The organism is Pseudomonas sp. KH_024_B2, from assembly GCF_057839965.1.
On sequence record NZ_CM174502.1, the window covers coordinates 5,561,176 to 5,581,290 of the forward strand.

General features: G+C 59.0%; 15 protein-coding genes. 4 read left to right on the forward strand and 11 right to left on the reverse strand.

The genetic code is table 11. The features are described from left to right. Nucleotides 1-256: 256 nt before the first annotated feature. The 3 genes from AC3I0A_RS25885 (at nucleotide 257) to AC3I0A_RS25895 (ending at nucleotide 2,850) form a co-directional block, all read left to right on the forward strand. Nucleotides 257-2,149: a methyl-accepting chemotaxis protein gene (locus AC3I0A_RS25885; protein WP_489375349.1), complete on the forward strand. Its 1,893-nt coding sequence runs from the start codon at nucleotides 257-259 to the stop codon at nucleotides 2,147-2,149. Nucleotides 2,150-2,248: 99 nt separating this feature from the next. Then, nucleotides 2,249-2,521 (forward strand): type II toxin-antitoxin system Phd/YefM family antitoxin, encoded by a 273-nt coding sequence (locus AC3I0A_RS25890; RefSeq protein WP_489375350.1) that lies wholly within the window; start codon nucleotides 2,249-2,251, stop codon nucleotides 2,519-2,521. Further along, nucleotides 2,518-2,850: a type II toxin-antitoxin system RelE/ParE family toxin gene (locus tag AC3I0A_RS25895; RefSeq protein ID WP_489375351.1), complete on the forward strand. Its 333-nt coding sequence runs from the start codon at nucleotides 2,518-2,520 to the stop codon at nucleotides 2,848-2,850. Before AC3I0A_RS25890 ends, AC3I0A_RS25895 begins: the two co-directional genes overlap by 4 nt. Nucleotides 2,851-2,863: 13 nt before the next feature. Here the strand turns inward: AC3I0A_RS25895 and AC3I0A_RS25900 are convergent, their stop codons facing one another. The 5 genes from AC3I0A_RS25900 to AC3I0A_RS25920 all read right to left on the reverse strand — a co-directional run bounded on the left by AC3I0A_RS25900 (nucleotide 2,864) and on the right by AC3I0A_RS25920 (nucleotide 12,343). Beyond that, the gene (locus AC3I0A_RS25900; RefSeq protein WP_489375352.1) at nucleotides 2,864-3,481 is read right to left on the reverse strand and encodes a DUF924 family protein; all 618 of its coding nucleotides are present in this window, start codon (nucleotides 3,479-3,481) and stop codon (nucleotides 2,864-2,866) included. Between the two features lie 4 nt (nucleotides 3,482-3,485). Then, nucleotides 3,486-4,496 (reverse strand): class 1 fructose-bisphosphatase, encoded by a 1,011-nt coding sequence (locus tag AC3I0A_RS25905; protein WP_489375353.1) that lies wholly within the window; start codon nucleotides 4,494-4,496, stop codon nucleotides 3,486-3,488. Nucleotides 4,497-4,786: 290 nt separating this feature from the next. Next, nucleotides 4,787-6,160, reverse strand: a complete 1,374-nt coding sequence (locus AC3I0A_RS25910) for a DUF3999 domain-containing protein (RefSeq protein WP_489375354.1) — start codon at nucleotides 6,158-6,160, stop codon at nucleotides 4,787-4,789. Next, nucleotides 6,157-9,777, reverse strand: coding sequence for a DUF2339 domain-containing protein (locus AC3I0A_RS25915; protein ID WP_489375355.1), 3,621 nt, complete (start codon nucleotides 9,775-9,777; stop codon nucleotides 6,157-6,159). The genes AC3I0A_RS25910 and AC3I0A_RS25915 overlap by 4 nt, the downstream gene beginning before the upstream one ends. A 115-nt stretch (nucleotides 9,778-9,892) precedes the next feature. Next, on the reverse strand, nucleotides 9,893-12,343 hold the full coding sequence (locus AC3I0A_RS25920) for a glycogen/starch/alpha-glucan phosphorylase (RefSeq protein WP_489375356.1): 2,451 nt from the start codon (nucleotides 12,341-12,343) through the stop codon (nucleotides 9,893-9,895). A gap of 265 nt (nucleotides 12,344-12,608) precedes the next feature. On the opposite strand from AC3I0A_RS25920, the gene AC3I0A_RS25925 reads away from it, so the two are divergent. Then, nucleotides 12,609-13,043, forward strand: a complete 435-nt coding sequence (locus AC3I0A_RS25925; protein WP_489375357.1) for a YkgJ family cysteine cluster protein — start codon at nucleotides 12,609-12,611, stop codon at nucleotides 13,041-13,043. 69 nt (nucleotides 13,044-13,112) lie between these two features. On the opposite strand, the gene AC3I0A_RS25930 is transcribed toward AC3I0A_RS25925, so the two are convergent. From AC3I0A_RS25930 to AC3I0A_RS25955, 6 genes are all read right to left on the reverse strand, one after another. Next, complete coding sequence (locus AC3I0A_RS25930) at nucleotides 13,113-14,003, reverse strand: ABC transporter permease subunit (protein ID WP_489375358.1); 891 nt, start codon at nucleotides 14,001-14,003, stop codon at nucleotides 13,113-13,115. Continuing rightward, entirely contained in the window at nucleotides 14,000-14,920 is a 921-nt protein-coding gene (locus AC3I0A_RS25935; protein WP_489375359.1) for an ABC transporter permease subunit, read from the reverse strand. Before AC3I0A_RS25935 ends, AC3I0A_RS25930 begins: the two co-directional genes overlap by 4 nt. Next, nucleotides 14,917-16,059 carry an ABC transporter ATP-binding protein gene (locus tag AC3I0A_RS25940; protein WP_489375360.1) on the reverse strand — a complete coding sequence of 381 codons (1,143 nt, stop codon included), beginning with the start codon at nucleotides 16,057-16,059 and terminating at the stop codon, nucleotides 14,917-14,919. The genes AC3I0A_RS25935 and AC3I0A_RS25940 overlap by 4 nt, the downstream gene beginning before the upstream one ends. A 60-nt stretch (nucleotides 16,060-16,119) precedes the next feature. Beyond that, complete coding sequence (locus AC3I0A_RS25945; protein WP_489375361.1) at nucleotides 16,120-17,214, reverse strand: polyamine ABC transporter substrate-binding protein; 1,095 nt, start codon at nucleotides 17,212-17,214, stop codon at nucleotides 16,120-16,122. Between the two features lie 224 nt (nucleotides 17,215-17,438). Next, complete coding sequence (locus AC3I0A_RS25950; RefSeq protein WP_489378603.1) at nucleotides 17,439-18,536, reverse strand: polyamine ABC transporter substrate-binding protein; 1,098 nt, start codon at nucleotides 18,534-18,536, stop codon at nucleotides 17,439-17,441. A 199-nt stretch (nucleotides 18,537-18,735) separates the two neighbouring features. Continuing rightward, a complete protein-coding gene (locus AC3I0A_RS25955) occupies nucleotides 18,736-20,100 on the reverse strand; it encodes an aspartate aminotransferase family protein (protein ID WP_489375362.1) in 1,365 nt (454 codons plus the stop codon). Nucleotides 20,101-20,115: the final 15 nt, after the last annotated feature.

The following is a 20,115-nucleotide window of genomic DNA, read 5'->3' on the forward strand; positions in this document are numbered from 1 at the left end:
AGGCATGGCTGCCAACCAGAAGCTTAGAAGAGAAAACCACCATCTGGTTCCCCAAGTCACTGGCTATTTCTTACCTGACATATCCCCATTCCCTCCTGAAATCAGCCACTTTCCTGCACCAAGAGGTATTTCGTCGACTTTCTCAAAAACTGCCTAATCTTTGGCGCTGGGAAGCCGACATAAAAGCAGCGCAAAGCCCCTCACTGTGGCAAATTGACGCCCCCTCGCTGACCAGCCACTTGCGGTAGTTCATTTAATGACCACAAACATGAAATTCAGTCACAAGATCCTGCTGGCAGCCGCTCTTGTAGTCGTCGTTGCATTCGCCTGCTTCATCCTGTTCAACGACTATCGACAGCGCCAGACCTTGCGCAGCAGCACCGAAACCTCGATGCAGGAACTCGGCAGCCTGACCACCCGCAACATCCACACCTGGCTGGAAAGCCGCATGCAATTGCTGCAATCGCTGGCCCAACAGATCGCCATCGACGGCAGCGCGCCCGACAATCTCAAGCGCAGCGTCGGCCTGCCGGCCTACACCGGCAATTTTCAGCTGAGCTACTTCGGCGGCCAGGACGGCGTGATGTTCTCGATCCCGGCCGGCAACCGCGCAGCAGATTACGACCCGCGCGCCCGCGGCTGGTACAAGGCGGCCAACAGCGCCCAGCAGACCATCGTCACCGAACCCTACATCGCAGCGTCGTCAGGCAAGCTGGTGATCACCGTCGCCACCCCGGTACAGCATCAGAATCAATTCATCGGCGTGGCAGGCGCGGACATCGATCTGTCCAGCGTCAGCGCGATCATCAACTCGCTGAATTTCGGCGGCCATGGTCATGCCTTTATCGTCAGCGCCGACGGCAAGATCCTGATCCACCCGGACAGCAAACTGGTGCTCAAGAGTCTGGCCGACGCTTATCCCGGCGGTGCACCTAAAGTCAGCCCGGGCATGAAGGAAGTTGAAGTCGACGGCAAGTCTCAGTTCATCTCCTTCACCCACGTCAACGGCGTGCCGTCGGCGGACTGGTATGTGGCGTTGGTGCTTGATCAGGACACCGCGTTCTCGATGCTCAGTGAATTCCGCACCTCGGCCATCATCGCCATGGCGATCGCCGTGGTGATTATCATCGTCCTGCTGGGCATGCTGATCCGCGTGCTGATGCAGCCCCTGCTGACCATGGGCCGCGCGATGCACGATATCGCCGAAGGTGAAGGCGACCTGACCAAGCGCCTGATCATTCATGGCCACGACGAATTCGGCTCGCTGGGCATGTCCTTCAACCGTTTCGTCGAGCGGATTCACACCTCGATTCGTGAAGTAGCATCGGCCACCGGCCAGGTCAACGAAGTGGCCTTGCGGGTAGTCAGCGCCTCCAACTCGTCGATGTTCAATTCTGACCAGCAAGCCTCGCGCACCAGCAGCGTCGCTGCGGCGATTAACCAGCTTGGCGCCGCCGCCCAGGAAATCGCCCAGAACGCCGCCCTCGCCTCGCAACATTCCAGCGACGCCCGCAGCCTGGCCGAAGACGGTCAGCAGGTGGTGGATAAAACCATCGCCGCCATGCAGCAGTTGTCGGCCAAGATCAGCGATTCATGCGGCAATATCGAGACGCTGAACAGCAACACGGTGAACATCGGGCAGATCCTCGAAGTGATCACCAGCATCTCGCAACAGACCAACCTGCTGGCGCTCAACGCAGCCATCGAGGCCGCCCGCGCCGGTGAAGCCGGACGTGGTTTTGCGGTGGTTGCCGACGAAGTACGCAACCTCGCCCACCGCACTCAGGATTCAGCGCAGCAAGTGCAAAAGATGATCGAGGAACTGCAGGTCGGCGCCCGCGAAGCGGTGATCACTATGACCGACAGTCAGCGCCAGAGCGAAAGCAGCGTCGGCATCGCCAACCAGGCCGGTGAACGCCTGGGCAGCGTGACCCAGCGCATCGGCGAGATCGACGGCATGAACCAATCGGTAGCCACTGCGACCGAGGAGCAGACGGCCGTGGTCGAATCGATCAACGTCGACATCACCGAGATCAACACCCTGAACCAGGAAGGCGTGGAAAACCTGCAATCGACCTTGCGAGCGTGTGCCGATCTTGAGCAGCAGGCGGCGCGGTTGAAGCAGTTGGTAGGGAGTTTCAGGATTTAGGCCCCCGATCGCACCCAAAATGCGCTTGTCTGGAGGAGCTGACGCAGGACTGAATTAAGACTAAACTCAGTCCTGCTCACCCAGACGAGATCAAATTCCATGAAGCTTTCATCCCAGATAAAACCCATCAGCTATCTGAAAAGTCATACCGCTGAAATCGTCAAGACCATCTCAGAGAGTCGGGAGCCTTTGGTCATCACCCAAAACGGAGAAGCAAAACTGGTAGTAATGGATATAAAAAGCTTTGAAGAGCAGGAAGATACGATGGTCTTGCTGAAGCTACTCGCAATGGGCAATCGCGAAATTGACGAAGGCAAATTCAGGGATGCGGAGGACGTCTTTGCAGAACTGGACAGGGCCGATCATCAATGAGCTTTAATGTCGTTATTCTTAAATCCGCAGAAACAGACCTCAAGGAACTGCGTAGCTATCTCACAAAACAGTTCTCTACCCAGACATGGCAAAGCACTTACACCGATCTAAAGACAGCCATCCGCCATTTGGGGGCACTGCCTTATGCAGGATCAATCCCGGAAGAAATCGAGAAGCTTAATCTCAGCCAATATCGACAAATCCTGTCGGGAATGAACCGGATCATTTATGAGGTGCGAGACCAGACTGTCTATATCCACATTATTGCAGACACTCGAAAAAACCTGCCAACACTGCTGATGAAACGGTTGCTACAAGTGAATCTGTGAGCTCACGCAGTGCTTAGAACCGCGACCCCGGCTCACGCAAAAACGCCAACTCTTCAGGCGTGGAAACCCGCCCAAGCAGCTCATTGCGATGAGGAAAGCGCCCAAACCGGGCGATGATTTTTTGATGCCGTTCGGCGTAGTCGAGATGGTCGGCAAACACCGGCTGATCCGCCAGCGGTTGCTCTGCTTGCAAGGCAGCGAAGCGCGAAACGCCTTCGTTCTGCGCCGCGAGATTCTCGCAATGCTCAAACACCAGATAGATAAAAGCCCGATGTATAGCCGGTAATTGCCGGTCGAAATCTGCAGCAATCCCTTGAGCCACCAGCGCTTGAGCACGCAGGTCACCCGAAAAGGCTTTGGGGGTTTCGCGAAAGATCATCCGCGGCAGTTGATCGAGCAACAGCACCAAGGCCAGCCAACCTTCGGGGCATTGCGCCCACTCAGTCAATTCGCCGGCCAGTGCCTGCTCGACCTGAACCCCGAAACGCTCGCGCGCTTCGAGGTCCTGGCTGTCGCGCTTGCCGAACCATAACCTGCCCTTCTCAGCCGCCACTTCGTTGGGCGGTTTCTGGTTCAAAGAGCATGCTGAACCGAACCACCACTCAAGCAACGGCTGCCAGGGCGCGGACATGGGTTTATTCCTTGTGGTAAGCCGTGGCGCGTCCGACTTCTTCTTTCGAACCGAGGAACACCGCTACACGCTGGTGCAGGCCTTCGGGTTGAATGTCGAGGATTCGCTGGTGGCCGTCGGTGGAGGCGCCGCCAGCCTGTTCGACCAGGAACGACATCGGGTTGGCTTCGTACATCAAACGCAGTTTGCCCGGCTTGGACGGCTCGCGGCTGTCGCGCGGGTACATGAACAGTCCACCACGGGTCAGGATGCGGTGTACATCGGCGACCATCGCGGCGACCCAGCGCATGTTGTAGTTCTTTTTCAACGGGCCTTCTTCGCCAGCCAGCAATTCGCCGACATAGCGTTGTACCGGGGCTTCCCAGTGACGCTGGTTGGACATGTTGATCGCGAATTCCTGAGTGGTTTCCGGGATTCTGATGTCTTCATGGGTCAGGACGAAGCTGCCCATTTCACGGTCCAGGGTGAAGCCTTTCACGCCATCACCCAGGGTCAGCACCAGCATGGTTTGCGGGCCGTAAATGGCATAACCGGCTGCTACCTGCTCAGTGCCTGGCTGCAGGAAGGCCTTTTCGTTCAAGGGTTCGTTCTGGCTCAGGTATTCGTTCGGGCAACGCAGCACCGAGAAGATAGTACCGACTGGTGCGTTGATATCGATGTTCGACGAACCGTCCAGCGGGTCGAAAACCAGCAGGTACGCGCCTTTCGGGTATTTGCCCGGAATCTGGTAGGCATTGTCCATTTCTTCGGACGCCATGCCGGCCAGGTGACCGCCCCACTCGTTGGCCTCAAGCAGGATTTCGTTGGAGATCACGTCGAGCTTCTTCTGCACTTCGCCTTGCACGTTTTCGGTGCCCATGCTGCCAAGAACACCACCCAGGGCGCCTTTGGAGACGGCGTGGCTGATTTCCTTGCAAGCACGCGCCACCACTTCGATCAGGAAGCGCAGATCGGCAGGAGTGTTGTTGCTGCGGGTCTGCTCAATCAAATAGCGACTCAGGGTAACGCGGGACATGGAAGGCTCCGGTGGAATGGGGGGTTAAAAACCCGCGCAGTTTAACGCGAGTCGAGGCGCATTTCCTCCTATCAGACGTGATCCGTCCCATAGAGTTCATGCGCCGGGTTGAGCGTAGTCCGAAACCGACCGAAGGTGTCTGAAGATTCCTCACATTTTCAGCATCATCTCGGCTGAGTGAAAGATCGTCTTCGCGGGCAAGTCGAATCGTCGCACCGCCGCTCCCACAGGGGATATGCGATCAAATGTGGGAGCGGGCTTGCCCGCGAATAGCGCGAAGCGCTAAAAAATCAGGTCTTCGCCGGTGGTTTGCGCAACAAACTGAACGCCATGGCGGCGAGAAACACCACGCCCAGCAAGAGCACCGCCCACAAACCGATTTTCTTCCAGTCAGTACCAACGACAACCGGCGGCGTCGCGGTGGTCGGCTGAATCACCACCGAATCACCATCGACTTTGGCCTGACCCAAAGCCGCCATGCGCTCGGCGCTGTAGTCCGGAATCAGCGTCAACAGCGAAAGATTCGCCGCTTTCACCGTCGGATTACCCAGCGCTAGCGTGTAGGGTCCTGTACCGCGCGCCAGAAACACCAACTGCGTCGCCCGCACGGCAAAGTGCAAGGCCGGGGCTTCAGCGCCCAGGCCACCGCCACGCTCATCGACGATCAGCTTGAGCTGCTGAACGGTCTGACCGGGCAGCTGCAATTCGTCCTGCACCACCTCCTGAGCGTTCTGGGTCAGGCGATAGAGCAAACCGCTGCTCAGCTGCTGCCATGGCAGACTGCTTTCGCGACGACCATACAGGGTCACCGGGGCGAGGCTGTTGGCCTGGCTCAGCTCGATCTGCAAACGCTCGATGCTCAGGCCCATCGGCAGCTGCCAGGTGTATTCGCCCGCCTTCACGCTGCTCCCGGCCAACGACCGCGACCAGACCAATGGCAGCGGCAGGCTGTTGGTGCTGGCGCTTTCCAGTTGGGCCGAGGTGAGGACCGGCGCCGACTGTGGGGTATTCCAAAGCAGGCGCAGATAGCGCGCTGACAGCCCCGGCAAACCGACTTCATGCTGCTCGACCCGCTCGTCGGCAAACGACAGGCGCGCCACCTGCCCTTCGCCCCAGGACTGCCAATGCTGCAAGTCATCGCTGGCTTCAATGCTGAAGCGCTGAAAGCCATCACGCTCGCTGGTCCAGTCGAGGATCAACTGCTGCAACGGCGCCTTGATCGCACTGGCATCCAGCAACCAGCCGCGGAGGACTTCTTCACCGGCTTCCAACTGACTGGAAGGCTGGACTTCGACCAGCGTGCCGTTGGCGTTCGATTGCACCCGTATACCCGGCATGGCTTCGCTGGCGTCCGCCGAGCTGTATAGGGGGAACCACTTCACGTCGTTCAAGGTACGGTTTTCGGTGGTCCGCGCTTGCTCACGGGCCAGCGCGTAGGCCTGGGCTTCACCGGCGGCGTTGAACACCCGCACGTCGCTGAGATCGGTCTGACGCGCCTTCAGTTGCACCGCCATCGGCAACTCGAGGCGATACCAGGGGCCTTCGCCGCTCAGGGTCAACGGCACTTGGGTGACGAAATCTCCCGGCTTTTCCTGGGCATTGGCCGACAGCGCCACACACAACCCCACAGCCCCCAACCAGCCCAGGCTCAGCTTCTGTCTCAAGACGACACTCCTTCAGATTCATTGGCCGGCTTTTCAGCTCCCGGCTCAGCTTCGGCACGTTTGGGCGGCAACGGGGCGAAATAGCCCACCACCAGCAACAACACACCCACGCCGATAAACGACACGATCCGCGCCAGCCCGCCGCGGTTGCTCAACTCGACAAAGAACAGCTTGGCGACCACCACCGCGATCAGCGCAGCACCGATCAGCCAGATTTCGCGACGGTGACGCAAATGGCCGCCGATCATCAGACTCAAGGCAATCAGCGTCCAGACGATCGACAGGCCGGCCTGCACCAGCATCGACTCGAGCAGCAAGTCCAGCGCAAACGGCACACCGCCCCAATAGTGAGCACTGCGCATCACCAGTGCAGTGAAGAAGGCGAACAGCGAGACGCCTGCCACCAGTTGCGTGGCGCGCTCGGCATAGTCGGCGCGGATCGCCCATTGCGTGACCGCGCTGCGAGACCAGACATAGACCCCGAACAGGGCGAACAACAGGCCCAACTCCAGCGGATTGAGCAGCGGCACATAAGGCAGCGGCTCGGCGGTACCGTCACTGGCGATGTTTGCCAGCCAGAACCAGCCGAGCATCAGCAATGCCAGTGGCAGCGCCGCGTACAAGCGGTATTCGCGCGAATAAGCCGAAACCGGCCACGGCCAGCTGCGAGGCGCGGCCATCAGCACCAGATACAGGCTCGGCAGAATCGCCCAGCCCAACCAGCGCCAGGCGTTGTACTGCTCGGACAACAACAGCAGGCCGTAACGCAACTCCAGCGCCAGCACGCCGAGCAGCAGCCAGCAACCCAGCACATGGGCAGCGCTCAACGCGGTAGCGGGCAGCATCGGCGCCAAGCGTCGCAACGAGATGAAATGCACGATGAACACCGACGCCCACGCCAGCCAGCCGAAGTTCGCCGCCGGGTGATAGCGAGTGTGCCAGGCCGCCACCAATACCAGACCCGAGGCCAGCATCAGCAAGCTGCAGAGCAGGCCCAACGCCAGCCACTTCAAGCGCAAGGCCAACACGGCCCACACCGCGACACTCAACGCCGCGCTACCAAGCAACAGTGTGGCTTGCAGATCCGCCGGGGCGAAACGCAACACCTCGCTGACCAACGCCAACGCCCACCAGGCCGCGCCCCACACCAGCAGCAGTTCGGACAAACGCTGCAAACTCAAGACATCGAACGCCGTCGCATGATTGCCACGCTGCAAGCGCCAGGCCCCGACCATCGCCGCCAACCCCAACACCAGCGGCGTCCAGAAACCGCTGTGGGCCAACGGTCGCAATCCTTCGCTGCTCAATGGTCCCAGCAGATCAGGACCAGCAATCAGGAACGCTGCACCGCCAATTACCTGCAACAGCAGACCAAAAACAAAACTCACTCGCTGTTGCAAATACAGGCTCAACCAGATGATCAACAAACCACTGGCGGCCCACACCGCGCTCGCGGTTTGCCACGGCAGGACGAACAGCACCGCCAGATTGATCAGCACCAGACCTGCCAGCAACACCACCGACAGACCGCGCAACAGGCGCACGTCGCTGCGCACCATGTCATCACGCGCCGCCAGCAACATGCCGCCAATCAACGCCAGACCGATCAGGGACGCGCTGAGCAAACCGCTCCAGCCGGCGCTGAAGACCGCAGAGTCGCCCTGCGCGCCTTGCAGCCGCAGCAGGAACAACGCGCCACCGAGCAGTTGCACAGCGAAGGCGGTAAAGAGGAAAGTCCGCGATTGCAGGCGCAGGCCGACAAACAAGGTCACCAGCCCTGCCAGCGCCCAACTGATGGCCGTGCCGTGGCTGAAGAAAAACAACGGCGCCAGCAGATAGAGGAACGCCAGGCCACCGCAGGCCAGCACTGGCAATGCCTTGCGCTCCCGGTTCGACGCTTGCTCGGGCAAGGCGTTGCGCAATTGATAGAAACTGAACAGCAAGGCCGCGCCCAGCAACAGAGCCCCCAGCGGTGCACCGTCCAGCAGACTCGCCTCGCCAGTGCGCAGTTCGCTGAGGAATGCCAGCGCCGAGCCCAGTTGCAGCAGCAAGGCAAACGCCCGCGCCAGGGGGCGCTGCTGACGCAGGCCAAGCCAGAAAATCCCCGCGCCTTCCACCGCCCAGGCCGCCGCCGTCCAGCGGGCATCCAACCCTAGCGGAATCGCCAGGCTGGCGAAAATCACCCCCAATGCCAGGCAGGTTTCGCCCAGCAACAGCGCTCGCCCACCGGCAAGCAAACGGGCCAGGCCGATGTAGATGATGCCCAGCGCCAAAGCACTGAACGCTGCCGCAAATTCCAGATGCTCGACCAGCGCGAACTGCAAACCGAAACCCACCAGCGGCGGGCCGAACAGCATCGTGCCGTCAACATAGTCGCCCTTGCGCGTCGACCAGCGCAGCAGCGCCTCGCGGCTGTCGTCTTCTGGTGCATCGCTCATTTCGAGCAACTTGCGCCGCGCGAATAGCAGCCCGATCGCCAGGTACATCAGGAAGAACAGGATCAGAAACGGTTCGGTGCTCCACAGCAGTTCCGGTGTGTAAGAACGCAGGCCCCAGGCGAAGCCAATGCCGAAGGTGCCGACGAAACCGATCAGGTTGAGCAAACGCCAGGCCTTGAACCAGGCGATGCCGAGAATGCCGGCATTGAGCAAGGCGAAATAACTGAACAGCGCGACATGATTGCCGGCGCCGGTGGAGGTCAGGATCGGCGCGGCAAAGCCACCGAGTGCCGCCGCAGCAGCCAGGCCCAGCGCGTCCTGAGTGATCGCCAGAATCGCCGAGAACACCGTGACCGCCACCAACAAGCCCAGGGCAGCGGTCGGATCGAGCAACGGATGCAGGCGCATGGCGGCGAACACCGTCAGGTACAACACCGCGATCCCGGTACCCTGCAGCATCAACGCGAAGTTGCTGTTACGCAGACGCAGCCACCAGCCCACCCCCAACAGGCCAAGAGCGCTAGCCGCGACCCCGGCGTAACGCAGCTCGATCGGCACCACCATGCCTTCAGTGGCATAACGCAGCAGAAACGCCAACCCCAGGAACAACAGCACCACACCAACCCGCAGCACGGTATTACCACCGAACAACCAATTGCGTGCGCCGGCAATGGCGCGCTCGATCAGGTTCGGTCCACGTGGAGCGGCCGGTTCTCTTGGTTCGCGGGCGGCGGGTTCTGGCTTCCAGGCATCGGCAGCCAGTGGTTTGCTCGCCTCTGGCGCAACGGAAAATTGCTCGTGTTCAAGCTCGGCCGGCCAATCCCAGACCAGTTCGGGAACCGCACCCAAAGACGCCGGAGTCGGTTCCGATGCTTCGCTCAAGACAATTTCAGGGGGTTGATCAGGTTGGACAGATTCGCTGGCAGTCGTCGGCTCAGGCTGCCCGGCAGCTCTGACACCCGGCACTTCAAGCAGCGCCAAGCGTCGCTCGACAACCGCTAAAGCCTTCTGCGCCAGTTCCAGTTGCTGGCGCTGCTGCGCCGCTTGCGAACCCAGACTCGCAAGGCGCATAGCCTGCCCGACGCCGAGCCCGATCAGTGCACCCAGCAGGGCGCCGCTGAAGGACTCATCGAGCCCCCCGCCCAGCACCAGCCCTATCAACATGAAAATCCATTGCATGGTCGATATCCCTAAGCGCCGTGGCCATCCCGGCGAAACTGACACTCAGTATATCGATCAGGCCCAACAGGCGTTGGGCCTTGCGCACATTTGTCGTTAAAAGCTACATAAAAAGCTACCCAAGAGCCTTCCAGATGTCCGTCGCGTATTCACGAATCGTCCGGTCGGACGAGAACCAGCCCATCCGCGCAGTGCTCAGCACCGCCGAGCGCCACCACTCTTTCGAGTTTTGCCAATGAGCTTCCACTCGCATTTGAGCGTGCCAATAGGAATCGAAATCGGCGCAGACCAGGAATCGGTCATGGTCGATCAACGAATCGATCAACCCGGTATAACGCGCGGGATCATCTGGCGAGAAGACCCCGCCGCGAATCGCTTGCAGCACATCGTTGAGCCGATGGGAGGCCGCGATATCGGGAACGGCGCTGAACTCACTGTTGAGTTTGCGCGCTTCGACCTGCTGGGCGGTGAGGCCAAAGATAAACATGTGCTCGGCACCGATACGTTCGCACATTTCCACGTTGGCACCGTCCAGCGTGCCAATGGTCAGCGCACCGTTGAGGCCGAACTTCATATTGCTGGTGCCCGAGGCTTCGAAACCGGCGGTGGAAATCTGCTCCGACAGGTCAGCGGCCGGAATAATGCTCTCCGCCAGACTGACGTTGTAATTGGGCAGGAACACGACTTTAAGCAAGCCGCGCACGGTCGGATCGTTATTCACCGTGCGGGCGATGTCATTGGTCAGTTTGATGATCAACTTGGCCTGGTGATAACTGGCCGCAGCCTTGCCGGCGAAGATCTTCACTCGCGGCACCCAATCGATTTCCGGTTCCGCGCGGATCGCCTGGTACAGCGCCACGGTGTGCAGCAGGTTGAGCAACTGACGCTTGTATTCGTGAATCCGTTTGACCTGTACATCGAACATCGCCGCCGGATTGACAGCGATGCCCAAGCGCTCATGGATGATTTCGGCCAAGGCTCTTTTGTTGTGCAGGCGCTGCTCGGCGAACTGCTTGCGAAACCCTGATTTCTCGGCGAACGGCTCCAGGTCGATCAACCGCTGCTCAACGTTATCCAGCAACTTGGGGCCCAAGGCATCGACCATCATCGAGGTCAGTTCCGGGTTGGCCTGGTACAGCCAGCGCCGGAAGGTAATGCCGTTGGTCTTGTTGTTGATTCGCTCCGGATAGAGCTTATGCATCTCGGAAAACACCGTACTGCGCATCAATTGGGTATGCAGAGCGGATACCCCGTTGACGCTGTGGGAGCCGAGAAACGCCAGGTTACCCATGCGAACACGGCGGCCGTTGTCTTCCTCGATCAACGACACCGCGCGCAGCACGTCGAAGTCGTGGATGCCCTTGGCCCGTAGCGCGTCGATGTGCTGGGCATTGATCAGGTAGATGATCTGCATATGCCGCGGTAGCATCCGCTCCATCAACCCCACCGGCCAGGTTTCCAGTGCTTCCGGAAGTAACGTGTGGTTGGTGTAGGACAGTGTGTCGACGGTAACCTGCCACGCCGCATCCCAGGCCAGGTCGTACAGGTCGACCAGCAGACGCATCAGCTCGGCCACAGCGATCGAAGGATGGGTGTCGTTGAGCTGGATCGCGGCGTGATCCCCAAGATTCAGCAATGACTCGTGCATGTTCAGGTGTCGGCGAATCAGATCCTGCAAGGATGCCGAAACGAAGAAGTATTCCTGACGCAGCCGCAGTTCTTGCCCGGCTTCGGTGCTGTCGGCCGGATAGAGCACACGGGAAATACTTTCCGCCCGCGCCACTTCAGCCACGGCGCCCAAGTGGTCGCCGGCATTGAAGCGCTCCAGATGCAGTTCTTCCATCGCCCGCGCCCGCCATAGCCGCAGGGTGTTGACGCTGGCACCGCGCCAACCGACCACCGGCGTGTCGTAGGCTACCGCCCGGACGGTTTCTACCGGCCACCAGACTTGCTTGGTCTTGCCGGTTTCATCCATCACGGTATCGACGTGACCGCCAAAGCCGATCGGGTAGATCACCTCTGGGCGCTCGAATTCCCACGGGTTGCCGAAATCCAGCCAGTGTTCGGTCTGCTCCTGCTGCCAGCCATCGACTATCGCCTGACGGAACAAGCCATGTTCATAACGAATACCGTAACCATGGCCGGCGATACCGAGTGTCGACATGCTTTCCATGAAACACGCCGCCAACCGGCCAAGGCCACCGTTGCCCAGCGCCGCATCCGGTTCCAGCAGGCGTATACGCTCAAGGTCGACACCCAGCTCGGTCAAGGCTTCGCGCGCCACGTCCAGCAGCCCGAGGTTGCTCAGGCTGTCGTAGAGCAGACGGCCAATCAGAAATTCCAGCGACAGGTAGTACACCCGCTTCTGGCCCTTACGGTAGATCTGCCGGGTGTGGTCCATCCAGTGCTCGACCATATGGTCCCGGGCTGCCAAGGCAATGGCTTCGAACCAGTCATGGTCAAACGCGTGATCCGGATCCTTGCCCACCGCGTAGGTGAGTTTGGCCAAGACAGCGTCGCGAAATGCGGCCACCTCTACGTCACGAACAAGCGGTTCCTGAGTCATCGATACGACCTCGAACGAGATAGACGGCATGGAATTGTCTGAGCCTAGTCGGTCTGACACGAGGCAAAGGCTGTGGTTCGGCGTTAATTTGCAATTGCCCACGCAAAGCTTTTGTCCCGGCCGGTATGTCCTGAAAAGATGCAGAAGCCGTGCCGATCTGGCCCAAAATACCCTGAACGGACGAAAAACCGGCAAATGGTTGTTCACACATCCACCAACCCCGGTATCATCGCGCGCCCTGATACACCCCCTGGAAACACACCTGATGAAGCCCCAACTGATCGCCGCCGCGGAAATCGACCGACTCGATACCTGGGCGAAATACTCCAGCTATATGTGCGGTGGCTGTGTTTCCAGCTGTTGCACCCTGCCGGTCGAAGTGAAGATCAAAGACTTGATCCGCATCGGCATCGTCGATGAATTCGAGCGTGGCGACCCACCAAAGAATATCGCCAAGCGCTTACAGAAAGAAGGCATCGTCGAGCGCTACAACCAGAAGTCGGAAATTTTCACGCTTCAGCGCATGAGCAACAACGATTGCCTTTACCTGGACCGCAAAAGCCGTCTGTGCACCATTTACGAAAAACGCCCGGACACCTGCCGCAATCACCCGAAAATCGGCCCTCGGCCAGGGTATTGCGCGTACAAACCCAAAGAAGTCGAGCGCGATACCAGCCGCAAGACACTGCATATTTTTTGAGCCTTACCTTGTGGCCAGAGGGTAACTGACCGTTCCCACTCCCGCGTGGGAACGATCATCAACACTGGCTTAAACCGAAGTCGGCGCCGGGGCGCGGCGTATGTCCGGTTGCTTCCAGGAGTCGGCAGCGCTTTCGTCGATGGCTTGCTGGATGGCGCGCTTGCGGTGTTCTTCGGCACGGCGGCTGAAGAACCAGACCAGGAAGGTCATTAGCGACACCACCAGCAGAATCAAACTGGCCACGGCGTTGATCTCGGGTTTCACGCCCAGACGAACCGCCGAGAAGACTTCCATCGGCAAGGTCGTCGAACCCGGGCCCGAGACGAAGCTCGCCAACACCAGGTCATCCAGCGACAGGGCGAAGGACATCATGCCGCCCGCGCCCAGCGATGGGGCGATCATCGGGATGGTGATCAGGAAGAACACCTTCCACGGCCGCGCCCCGAGGTCCATGGCGGCTTCTTCGATGGACAGGTCCAGCTCGCGCAAGCGTGCCGAAACCACCACCGCCACATAGGCCGCGCAGAACGTGGTGTGGGCGATCCAGATGGTGAGGATGCCACGCTCCTGCGGCCAGCCGATCATCTGCGCCATGGCCACGAACAGCAGCAACAGCGACAGACCGGTGATCACTTCGGGCATCACCAGCGGCGCGGTGACCAGGCCACCGAACAGCGTGCGACCCTTGAAGTGGGTGATTCGGGTCAGCACGAACGCCGCCAGGGTGCCCAACGCCACCGCCGCCACCGCCGTGTAGCAGGCGATCTCCAGCGAGCGCACCACCGAGCCCATCAGTTGGGTGTTGTCCAGCAGACCGACGTACCACTTGATCGACCAACCGCCCCAGACCGTCACCAGCTTCGAGGCGTTGAACGAGTAGATCACCAGGATCAGCATCGGCGCATAGATGAACAGCAGCCCCACTATCAGCATCAGGCTTGAAAAACCGAAGCGCTTCATTCTCTGCCCTCCATTTCTTTAGCCTGACTACGGTTGAACAGGATGATCGGCACAATCAGGATCGCCAGCATCACCACCGCCAGGGCAGACGCCACCGGCCAGTCACGGTTGTTGAAGAACTCTTGCCAGAGCACTTTACCGATCATCAGGGTTTCCGGACCGCCGAGCAGCTCCGGGATCACGAACTCACCCACTACCGGGATGAACACCAGCATGCAGCCTGCGATGATGCCGTTCTTCGACAGCGGGACGGTAATTTTCCAGAAGCTGTTGAAGGTGCTCGACCCCAGGTCCGACGCGGCTTCCAGCAGACTGTTGTCGTGCTTCACCAGGTTGGCGTAGAGCGGCAGGATCATGAACGGCAAATACGAGTACACAATCCCTATGTAGACCGCCAGGTTGGTGTTGAGAATCTGCAGCGGTTCATCGATCCAGCCCATCGTCATCAGGAAGCCGTTGAGCAGGCCGTTGTTGCTGAGGATGCCCATCCACGCGTAAACGCGGATCAGGATCGCCGTCCAGGTCGGCATCATGATCAGCAGCACCAGCACGGTTTGCATTTCCTTGCGCGCGCTGGCGATGGCATAGGCCATCGGATAGCCGATCAGCAGGCAGAGGATGGTGCTGAATAACGCCATCTTCAGCGAGCCGAGGTAAGCGGCGATGTACAACTCATCTTCGCTCAGCATCACGTAGTTGCCGAGGTTGAGCAGCAGTTGCAGCTTCTGCTCGACGTAGCTGTAGATCTCGGTGTACGGCGGGATGGCTACGTCGGCTTCAGCGAAGCTGATCTTCAGAACGATGAAGAACGGCAGCATGAAGAACATGAACAGCCAGAGAAACGGTACCCCGATGACCAACTGCCGGCCACCGGGCGTTATTCGTTGCAACGCACGTTTGAGTTTTCGGATTTTCATGAACGCAGTACCACGCCGCTGTCGTCTTCCCACCACACATAAACCTGGTCGCCCCAGGTCGGCCGTGTGCCACGGCGTTCGGCGTTGGCGACGAAAGACTGGACCAGTTTTCCGCTTGGCAATTCGACGTAGAACACCGAGTGACCGCCCAGGTAGGCGATGTCATGCACCTTGCCGCTCGACCAGTTGTTTTCGCAGGTCGGCATCTCGGTAGTGACCAACAGTTTTTCCGGCCGAATCGCGTAGGTGATGGCCTTGTCCTGCACCGAGGTACTGACGCCGTGACCCACGTAGATGTTACGGTCAAGGTCCTTGCAGGTAATGACGGCATAGCCCTCGGCGTCGTCCACCACTTCACCTTCGAAGATGTTGACGTTACCGATGAATTCACAGACCAGACGGCTGGTCGGGGTTTCGTAGATGTCGATCGGGCTACCGATCTGGGCAATCCAGCCCAGGTGCATGATCGCAATGCGTTCAGCCATGGTCATGGCTTCTTCCTGGTCGTGAGTCACCATCACGCAGGTCACCCCGACCCGCTCGATGATCTCGACCAGCTCAAGCTGCATTTGCGAGCGCAGCTTTTTGTCCAGCGCGCCCATCGGTTCGTCGAGCAGCAACAGCTTCGGCCGCTTGGCGAGGGAGCGCGCCAGCGCCACCCGCTGACGCTGACCACCGGACAGTTGATGCGGCTTGCGCCTGGCGTACTCGCTCATCTGCACCAGCTTGAGCATTTCCGCCACGCGGGCATCGACTTCAGACGCCGGAATCTTGTCCTGCTTGAGGCCGAAGGCAATGTTCTGCGCCACCGTCATGTGCGGGAACAAGGCATAGGACTGGAACATCATGTTGATCGGCCGCTCGTACGGCGGCATGTCGGTGATATCCACACCATCGAGAAAAATGCGCCCCTCCGTTGGCCGCTCGAAGCCTGCGAGCATCCGCAGCAAGGTGGATTTGCCCGATCCCGAACCGCCGAGCAAAGCGAAAATCTCGCCTTTCTTGATTTCCAGGGACACATCGTCCACGGCAATCGTCTCGTCGAACTTCTTCGTGACCCGGTCGATTTTGACCAACACCTGTTTAGGTGATTGATCGCCATCGAGGGCTTTCTTATAGGCGCCGGAGGCAACTGCCATTTACGAAACTCCCAACAAAATTTGCAGTTCGCCCAATACAGACGAACCCTGGATAGCGTGCTATTTACCCGACTTGATCTTGGTCCAGCTGCGGGTCATGAGTCGTTGAATCCTGGCTGGCAACTCTGCATTGACATACAGCTTGTCGACGACGGCCTGCGAGGGATAGACCGCCTCGTCCGTGCGTACGGCCTGATCCATCAGCTCGCCCGCCTTCAGGTTGGGGTTGGCGTAGCCGACAGAATCACTGACCTTGGCGATCACTTCAGGCTTGAGCAGATAGTTGATAACGGCATGGGCCTCCTTGATGTTGGTCGCATCCCGGGGAATGGCCAGCATGTCGAACCAGAGGTTGCCGCCCTCTTTGGGAATCACGTAGGCAATGTCGATGCCCTTGCCGGCTTCGGCGGCCCGCGCCTTGGCCTGGAACACATCGCCGGAAAAACCGGCGGCCACGCAGATCTCGCCATTGGCCAGGTCAGAGATGTATTTGGACGAATTGAAGTAGGTCACGTAAGGCCGGATCGCCAGCAGTTTGGCTTCGGCTTTCTTGTAGTCTTCAGGGTCCTGGCTGTTTGGCGACAGGCCCATGTAGTTCAGCATCGCCGGGAGTATTTCGTCCGCTGAGTCGAGGAACGCCACACCACAGCCGGAAAGCTTCTTGATGTTCTCCGGCTCGAACAGCATGGCCCACGAGTCGATCTTGTCGACGCCCAGCGCGGCTTTGACTTTCTCGACGTTGTAACCGATGCCGTTGGTGCCCCACAGGTATGGCACGGCGTACTGGTTGCCCGGATCGTTCTTCTCCAGGCGCTTGAGCAACACCGGGTCGAGGTTCGAATAATTCGGCAACTGTGACTTGTCGAGCTTCTGGAATGCCCCGGCCTTGATCTGCTTGCCCAGGAAGTGGTTGGACGGCACGACCACGTCATAACCGGTATGCCCGGCCAGCAACTTGCCTTCCAGGGTTTCATTGGAGTCGAACACGTCATACACCGGCTTGATGCCAGTGGCTTTATTGAAATCCACCAGGGTGGTCGGGCCAATATAGTCCGACCAGTTATAAATATGCACGGTGGGCGCGGCTTGAACACTGACTGCCAGAGTCAGGCCCGCACCGGCCAGCATGGCGTTGCGAAAAAAACAAATAGGCAAGTGGAGGTCCTCTAAATAGTTGGGCCGCAGTTGTGCCCGCGTTACATGACAGCCATGGCTGTCCGGCAACAAAGCCGGCGCGCAACTTACCCTCGATAAACCGTTCCGGCAAAACTTTTATGCAGATACCTGTAGCAGCTGCCGAAGGCTGCGTGCGCCCTCAAGAACGAGGGAAGGTCCTTCGGACCTTAACGCAGCCTGCGGCAGCTGCTACAGGGTTTAACTTATTTACCCGATTTGATCTTGGTCCAGCTGCGAGTCAGGATTCGCTGGGTAGCCGCGGGCAAGTCGGCAATGGCATACAACTTGGCCTGCACGTCCGCAGGCGGATAAATGCCCGGGTCGCTGGTGATCTCTTTACTGACCAGTGCAGTGGCTGCCGCGTTACCGTTCGGGAACTGCACGGCATCGGTGATTTCAGCCATGATTTCCGGCTTCATCAGGAAGTTCATGAACTTGTGGGCACCTTCGACGTTTTCCGCATCCTTGGGGATAGCGACCATGTCGTAGAAGCTGCCGGCACCTTCTTTCGGAATGTTGTAGCTGACTTTGACTTTGCCACCGGCTTCTTCTGCACGAGCCTTGGCCTGGTAGATGTCGCCCGAGTAACCCACGGCTACGCAGATGTTGCCGTTGGCAAGGTCGGAGATGTACTTGGACGAGTGGAAGTAGCCCACCGAAGGCCGGATTTTCAGGAATAGCGCTTCGGCTTCAGCCAGTTGTTTCTTGTCCTGGCTGTCGGTTGGATAGCCCAGGTAGTGCAGCGCCACCGGAATCATCTCGGTTGGCGAATCAAGGAAACTAATACCGCACGACTTCAACTTGGCGGCGTTTTCAGGTTTGAACAGCAGATCCCAGGAGTTGGTTGGCGCATTGGCACCCAGTGCAGCCTTGACCTTGTCGGCGTTGAAACCGATACCGATCGAACCCCACATGTAAGGGAAGGCATGTTCGTTGCCCGGGTCACTCACCGATACTGCCTTGAGCAGCGACTCGTTGAGGTTTTTCCAGTTAGTCAGCTTGGACTTGTCCAGCTTCTGGTACACCCCGGCCTTGATCTGTTTGGCCAGGAAGTTGTTGGACGGTACGACGATGTCGTAACCGGACTTGCCCGCCAGCAATTTGGCTTCCAGGGTTTCGTTACTGTCGAAAACGTCGTAAACAACCTTGATCCCTGACTCGGCTTCAAACTTCTTGACGGTATCCGGTGCGATGTAATCGGACCAGTTATACACGTGCAGCACCTTGTCATCGGCTTGGGCTGCACCCGCCATCACGCCCATCAGGGACAAGGCGAGGAGTGTCTTGCCAGCTAGTTTCATACCTAATGCCTTCATGCGTCATGCTCCAATTATTCTTTTTAACCACGTTCTTGTTAACCAAGAGCCAGCGGCCGATTCCTGGGCAACTAAAACAACCGGTAGTCTGGCAAGATCCAGGGCAGGCTTTCAAGGAAAGACCCGTCCTTGCGATTGCTCCGAGCGAAAGTGCAACGTTGCGCCCTCGCTCAGAGCCTAGCACTTAGCCTTGCAATGCACTCAGAGTCAGATCCAGACACTTGCGAGCTTTGGTTATCAGCTCGTCGATCTCGGCATGGCTGATCACCAGCGGCGGAGCAATGATCATGGTGTCGCCCACGGCGCGCATGATCAGGCCGTTGTCGAAGCAGAATTGCCGGCAGATCATGCCGACGCCCTTCCCGACATACCGCGCACGGGTGGCCTTGTCCTGAACCAACTCGATGGCCCCCAACAGGCCGACACCACGAACTTCCCCCACCAGCGGGTGATCGTTCAGTTCCCGTAGACGTTTCTGCAAATAGGGTGCCGTTTCTGCATGGACGCGCTCGATAATTTTCTCGTCGCGCAGGATGCGGATGTTTTCCAGTGCGACCGCCGCCGCTACCGGGTGCCCGGAGTAAGTGAAACCGTGGTTGAAATCACCCCCTTCGTTAAGCACCTCGACCACTTCGTCACGCACGATCAGGCCACCCATCGGGATATAACCGGAGGTCAGGCCCTTGGCGATGGTCATCATGTCCGGCTTGAGGTCGTAGAAATCGCTACCGAACCACTCACCGGTACGGCCGAAACCACAGATCACCTCATCGGCGACGAACAGAATGTCGTACTTGGCGAGGATTTCCTTAATGCGCGGCCAGTAGCTTTCTGGCGGCACGATCACGCCGCCCGCACCTTGGATCGGTTCGGCAATAAAGGCACCGACATTGTCGACACCCAGCTCGAGGATCTTCTTCTCCAACTGATCGGCAGCCCAGACACCGAACTCTTCAGGCGTCATGTCGCCGCCTTCACCGAACCAGTATGGCTGCGGGATGTGGACGATCCCCGGAATCGGCAAGTCGCCCTGTTCGTGCATATAGGTCATGCCGCCCAGGCTTGCGCCGGCCACGGTCGAACCGTGGTAACCGTTGATGCGGCTGATGATGACTTTCTTGTTCGGCTGGCCTTTGATCGCCCAGTAGTGGCGGACCATACGCAGCATGGTGTCGTTGCCTTCGGAGCCGGAACCGGTGAAGAACACGTGGTTCATGCCTTCCGGTGCGATGTCGGCGATGGCCTTGGCCAATTCCAGCACCGGCGGGTGAGCGGTCTGGAAGAACAGGTTGTAATAAGGCAGTTCACGCATTTGTTTGCTGGCAGCATCGGCCAGCTCATCGCGCCCGTAACCGATGGCCACACACCAGAGGCCGGCCATGCCGTCGAGGATCTTGTTGCCTTCGCTGTCCCAGAGGTAAACGCCTTTGGCGTTGGTGATGATCCGCGGGCCTTTCACTTTCAGCTGTTTGAAGTCGCTGAAAGGGGCCAGGTGGTGATCATTGCTCAGGATTTGCCATTTACGGGTTTGCGGGTTGTTGCTGGTCATACCAATTCTCCCAAA